Source organism: Clostridium sp. ATCC 25772 (assembly GCF_001573875.1).
GTDB lineage: Bacteria > Bacillota > Clostridia > Clostridiales > Clostridiaceae > Clostridium_J > Clostridium_J senegalense.
The window spans coordinates 1-5,892 of sequence record NZ_LFRG01000082.1; the positions used below are offsets into that span (position 1 = coordinate 1).

Here is a 5,892-nt window from a genome sequence, read left to right on the forward strand (position 1 = left end):
TTAAGAATTTAGGATGAAAGTGGCAACCACTTTCTGAAAATGATTTTAAAAAATATATCAATATAATTTGCTTTGCAAATTTATAAAAAGATACGTTTAGAATTACTAGGAATGAAGTGAGTAGTAATAACTACAACTGTTCACTATTCACTTTTAACTTTTAACTAAAATAATCTGTCAACTATTAGTATAATATTAATCTTAAATTTTCTCATTTGATAAGTACATAAATTTTAAAGTCAACTTGGAACCCTATATAACTCCCAATGCTTTAAATATAGCATCTTCTGCTGTGCTATAAAACATTATTTGAAATTTAGCAAACAATTCTGGTGGGACTGTTCCTATGTCTGCTGCATTTACCATTGGTAGTAAAATTTTCTTTGCCCCTGCATCAAAACAAACTTGTAATGTATTTGCAAAATCTTCTACCTTATTTACTGTTCCACCTATACTTACAGAACCTAATACTACTAATTGGCTTTGCACTGGTTTCATAAGTGCCCCTGAACACATTGCTATTATCGTTGCTAATGACAAACTTGAAGTCATTCCAACTCCATTTACATCTTGTACATGCATTAAATAATCTTTTTGAGTAGTTGATATAGATGCACTTATATTTTTGCTATTGGCCTTAAAATATCTAAATGCCGTTTCAATGCTTTCCTTTGCCTCTCTATAAGAACCTACTCCTGTTTTTTCAAACTTACCATTCCCTGATACTACTTCCGTTTCAAGTTTATAAACACCTATCATTCCAGAATCACCTATACCAATAGTATAAACATGACCTGCCTTTGATGCTCCTTCTGGTATTAATGAACCTGATCCTTGTTCTGGAACTGAGGTAAAATTTTCTTCCATGGTTTCATTATCTATGTAAGAAAAATGAACATCATAAAATTCCATTCCACCAATTTTCTTTAATTGCTCTTTTACTCTTCTTCTTCCAACTAAAGCATATTTTAATACTTCTTCTACATCTTCTTTTTCATATTCTCCTTGAGGATATAAAAGTTTAACAAGACCTGATACTGTTTTTCTAACTGCTATAACATCCCTTTGATTTAAATTGTTGCCTAATTTAAAGTATTTATCAATAGTGTCTCCATAAGTTCTTTTTCGCATATCTCTTAAGTATTCTGAAAGATAATCCGTTATAAATCCAAAACTATTTGTTATAAGCTCTGGTCTCATTTTTGGTATTTCCCATCCTGGTAAGTAAAAATGCATTCTATCAAAGAAAGCTGAATCATAAGCCATAGCCTCTGGGAATGGTTCAAATAAATGAGATGTTTTCAAAAGCACATCTACACTTTGATTTATATTTCCCACAAACACCATAGATGCAGAGGCTGCCTTCTCTTCTTTACCTCTCGCAAATGAACCAGAAGCCATATAATCTTTCATTATTTGAATACCATCTTTATCTTTAAATGTTATTCCTGCCACTTCATCAAAAGCTACAGTATCCCACATAACCACAAGCCCAATTTTTCTTTGAGACATATTATAGAAAAGATTTGCAACAGTTGTTTGACCACCTGATACTAATATTGAGTTAGGAGATATTTCTTTTACATATTTTCTTCTCTTATCTGGTAATCTACTTAAAAAAACAGGAAATATATCATAATTTTTATATACTTCATTTATATTTGGAAATGCTATAAGTGGTTAAAACCCATTTTCAATTTTATATTTAAATTCATACTTGCCATTTTTAGATAATTCTCTAACTATAATATCTTTTCCTAGTCTTATAATCCTTCCAAACTAGATAAATATAATCTGTATCTATTCCACTTGCCTTTTCACTAACTGCTGCAATTAAGTTTCTTCTTGCCCAAACTGCAAATGATTTTATCTTACTTTCATCTACTTTAATCCCTACTTTACTTATCATAGATTTTTATAAATTTCTATTCCATCTCTCTCTATTTGTAATTTTATTTCTTCATTCATACTATCTAAAAAAACAATATCTAGAGAATATACTCCTACAATTTCATCTAAATCCTGTGCTATAGTACCTTTATACTTTTTATCACATAAAATTCCAAGGTCTATATCAGAATTATAATTATATGTGCCCTTTGCTCTTGACCCAAATAACACAATTTTTTTTATATATTTATTGTTTTCAAAATATGAAGTTAACTTTTTATATACTTTTTCTTCTATACCATACATATTATAACTTCTCCATTGATATTTTATTTAAAAGGTTTTCTATAGCTCCTATATATTTCTCTATTATGTCATTTTTTATTGCTTCATAATCACTTTCATCATATATATGAGCAGTTGAATTTCTTGCAAGTAATATATCATTCCAAACAATCATATCTTCTATTAATCCCTCTTTGAAAGCATGTTTATAGCAACCTCTTGGACTATTTATTTCAAGCCCATCAGCCTTAAAAATTTTAGATAGCAACTTCCACGTTAAATCCTCTAAAGTTTCATATTTTTTTATTATAGAATCCCTATACACTTCTAATGTTATATCATCTGCATTTTCCAAATTTCTATAGTTATCTCTTATATTTTTTAAATGTGTAAGCATCCTATATGTGTAATTATAAGTTAAATTAATTGATTCATCATATTTATCTAATATTCCATTCATCTTAATCGCTCCTAGAATTTTTTATTTAAAATCAAACTTATGATAGTATCTTTCTCTAATTCTTCCTTTAACTTTCTTCTTAAACTTTCCACAACAGCATCTATATCCTCATTATTCTTTATAGTTTTTTGTTCTTTTACAAACTCTCTCATACTTAACATTTTAGTTTTAATGACAACCTCTGGTACAGGATCTACCTTATATGATGGTGACTTAGTTGTTGTTATTATTTCCTTAATCCACTTTACTTAACCTTTTCTGAAAGGTCTGACATTGAGGAAAGTATAGCAAAACTGTTTGCACTTTCAACTCTATTATAAAGGTTATCAAACTCTTCAATTATATTTTTCTTAATTTTTTCTTTAAAATCATATACATCTAAAGTTTCAAAAACTTCTAGATAAAATAATATTTTTAAAAGATGTGATTTGCCACTACCAAAAAACCTTGAAGCCAAACACTCATATTATCTATATTACTTATTACCCCTTCTTTATATGCTTCAAAAAATTTATCTATATGTCCTCTTAGTTCATTAGTAACCACATACTCCTCTAGTTCTTGTTTTATATTTTCATCATCAACTTTTCCTATTTTAATAACACCGTTAATATCTATATCAATATTCTTTTCAAATAATCCTTTTACTTTATTTCCATCCTAAATTTCCCCTACTGTTAATACATGTCTATTAACTGAAATGCTCTATAATAATTATCATTTTTTATAATAATCATCGCCTTTAAATTTGAACTATTCCTATTTTTTATTATTATAACACAATTTCAATTTTGAATACTATTTTACATAATATTATTAAATCCATTTTAAGAATAGTTTTGATTTGATAAGTTTTAAGAGTATAAGCTTAATGGTAGTTTATTTATATTAGTATTTCGTTCTAATAAAAACTCTTTAACCGTTCCATTGTAATTAGATATTTCTTTTATATACTTCATTAATTTTCGACCAAACAAATTTAATCCAATGATTATTAATAAATTCCATTCCAATTGAAAATGGAATATTTTCTTAATATCTTCAACTTCATATTCTGACAAAGTTAAGTTAGCCTCTTCCCTGACAAATTCAATATCTGATTGTGTTGAAAGTGTAAATATAAACAGAACAGTTATAGTAGGTGACATCCAGTCTTCTTTTTCATTAACCCCTAAGTGCCCTAGTGCTTTATATTTGTCTTTTTTGAAATGTGTATACTATTTTTCTTGTTTTTTCTGATTTTCTTCTGATAATTTTTTTGACAACTACCTCATAATCTAACTATAAATCCTGTGTTACTAAAAACACTATTAATTCTGTTTTATCAATAAAATTATTTTTCAAATTGCTACCACCTCTTTACTAATTGTAAGTTTAACAATTTTTTCAATTATTTTTTAATTGTAATTACATCTAATAATAATAATTTTTTAAACAATATAATTATATTTTAACTTATGGTAATATAAATTCAAAATTTAACCTATATATTTTTCCTACCAAACTTATAAAAGCAATATCTAATATTAAATTCATAATCAATTTATCATATTTTTTCATTATTTTATTGTTATAAAAAGGCCATAAAATTAATTATGACCTTTTTATGATGATATAGAACTTTTCCTACTTAAATTTACTTATTTCAATGATTCCACGAATTCATTTAAAAGTTTAAAGTCTATATAATCAAGCATAATATATCTTTTTCTTTTTATTATTGAATCCTCTATATTTAAATATACATAACTTTCACTAAAATACATGGAACCTACAATTTCATCATTAATTCTAAAATTAATATTATAAGTTTCTACTTTATCTAATTTTTTAGTAAGAACTACATCTCGAATACATTTATAATTAGATATTAAATCTATAAATTTATTAATGTCATTTTGATTAGATATAATCGTTACATCTCCATCTTCTAATATATTATTTCTATGAATAAATTCTAATTTTAAATTACCTGTCTGAGATAATTTTTCTAAATTAATTTTAGATGATAGAGTATCTGGATAGAATAAATAAATCAAAATTATTGCTACTGAAATTATTATAAATACTTTTTTCTTCATAATTGCTACCTCATTTTACAAAACTAATTTAATTCTCCTTTTAAGTTAATATTTACTTTTGCTAATTTTAATTTCATAAATTCCTCCAACTTTATATATTTTCTAAGCAACTTTTTCTACTATTATACTTTTGTCCTTTAAATATTCTTTATTCTTATATACATACATTCCTAAAAATATTGAACTTATGATAAAAGCTATTATACTTAAAACTAAATCATTTTTTAAATCTACATTTACAGGCATATATAATGTTCCTTTGTAAAAACTTAAAGTGCTCATAGACGCCGGTACTAAGTTATTAAGACTATGCAATAATATTGGAATTAATATATTATTATACTTTTCATATAGTATGCAAATTATAAATCCAAAAACTGTAGCATGAATTACACTTAATTTACAGTGAAGCATACCGAACATTATAGATGATATAGTTGCTGCTAATAATATTCCAATGTTCTTAGAAAACCTTTTAAATATAATTTTTCTAAAAACTAATTCTTCAAATATAGGTACTATTATTACAGTATAGATTGATACAATAAATAATTGGGTTGTTGTGTCTATTTTAAAATTTTGTTCATTTATTAAGTTAGTTAATTTCTGAGGACTAATTTTATAAAATATTGCAACAAGTATATATATTGAAGCCAAAGAAAAGATATATAAAAAGATTAAAAGAATTGCTATTTCTTTTATCGTATTTTTTTCTTTTATTTCTTTTATATTGCTTTTGAATTTTTCTTTACTTACTCTTTCATAACATAATATAAATGTTATTGTAAGAAGTTGAATTGTTATACCTATAATTCTACTTTCTAATTTACAATCTAATAAATTCTCTAACACTCTTACAGTTATTGATGCTATAATACTTGACAAAACATAATAGCCTATTAACCTTAGTACTCCTACTTCTCTTGATTCTTTCATAAGCCCAACCCCTTTAATTATATTTTTTATATAATTAATTTTAACAATTATTATTCTTATTGTAAATTTTTTCTTTATATGTAAATAAATTTACTATGCTATTAATATATGTAAAACCAAACTAATAAAATAGATACTTACTGTTTGTTTTTCTTTATTTATAATTAAATTTAAAAGTAATATAAAACTGAATAAACTTGCTAATTTCTTTTAAAAAACATAAAAAAGAGTCGGAACTCT

The 5,892-nt window shown here is 25.1% G+C and carries 9 protein-coding genes and 1 pseudogene; all 10 read right to left on the reverse strand.

Annotated elements, in window-relative coordinates; all coding sequences use genetic code 11:
* Positions 1-252: 252 nt before the first annotated feature.
* A pseudogene (gene brxL / locus AZI32_RS16545) lies at positions 253-1,581 on the reverse strand (protease Lon-related BREX system protein BrxL); the annotation flags it as partial.
* A gap of 157 nt (positions 1,582-1,738) precedes the next feature.
* A complete protein-coding gene (locus AZI32_RS18545; RefSeq protein WP_157450959.1) occupies positions 1,739-1,909 on the reverse strand; it encodes a hypothetical protein in 171 nt (56 codons plus the stop codon).
* Complete coding sequence (locus tag AZI32_RS16550; RefSeq protein ID WP_061997002.1) at positions 1,906-2,196, reverse strand: nucleotidyltransferase domain-containing protein; 291 nt, start codon at positions 2,194-2,196, stop codon at positions 1,906-1,908. The genes AZI32_RS18545 and AZI32_RS16550 overlap by 4 nt, the downstream gene beginning before the upstream one ends.
* Position 2,197: 1 nt before the next feature.
* Positions 2,198-2,635, reverse strand: coding sequence for an HI0074 family nucleotidyltransferase substrate-binding subunit (locus AZI32_RS16555; protein WP_061997006.1), 438 nt, complete (start codon positions 2,633-2,635; stop codon positions 2,198-2,200).
* A gap of 11 nt (positions 2,636-2,646) precedes the next feature.
* Entirely contained in the window at positions 2,647-2,796 is a 150-nt protein-coding gene (locus AZI32_RS18550) for a hypothetical protein (RefSeq protein ID WP_157450960.1), read from the reverse strand.
* Positions 2,797-2,879: 83 nt separating this feature from the next.
* Complete coding sequence (locus tag AZI32_RS16560) at positions 2,880-3,092, reverse strand: hypothetical protein (RefSeq protein ID WP_061997008.1); 213 nt, start codon at positions 3,090-3,092, stop codon at positions 2,880-2,882.
* Positions 3,050-3,181, reverse strand: coding sequence for a hypothetical protein (locus AZI32_RS19080; RefSeq protein WP_275934995.1), 132 nt, complete (start codon positions 3,179-3,181; stop codon positions 3,050-3,052). The genes AZI32_RS16560 and AZI32_RS19080 overlap by 43 nt, the downstream gene beginning before the upstream one ends.
* A gap of 308 nt (positions 3,182-3,489) precedes the next feature.
* A complete protein-coding gene (locus AZI32_RS16565; RefSeq protein ID WP_061997009.1) occupies positions 3,490-3,783 on the reverse strand; it encodes a hypothetical protein in 294 nt (97 codons plus the stop codon).
* Positions 3,784-4,275: 492 nt separating this feature from the next.
* Positions 4,276-4,716, reverse strand: a complete 441-nt coding sequence (locus tag AZI32_RS16570) for a hypothetical protein (protein ID WP_061997011.1) — start codon at positions 4,714-4,716, stop codon at positions 4,276-4,278.
* 102 nt (positions 4,717-4,818) lie between these two features.
* Entirely contained in the window at positions 4,819-5,652 is an 834-nt protein-coding gene (locus AZI32_RS16575; RefSeq protein WP_061997012.1) for a type II CAAX endopeptidase family protein, read from the reverse strand.
* Positions 5,653-5,892: the final 240 nt, after the last annotated feature.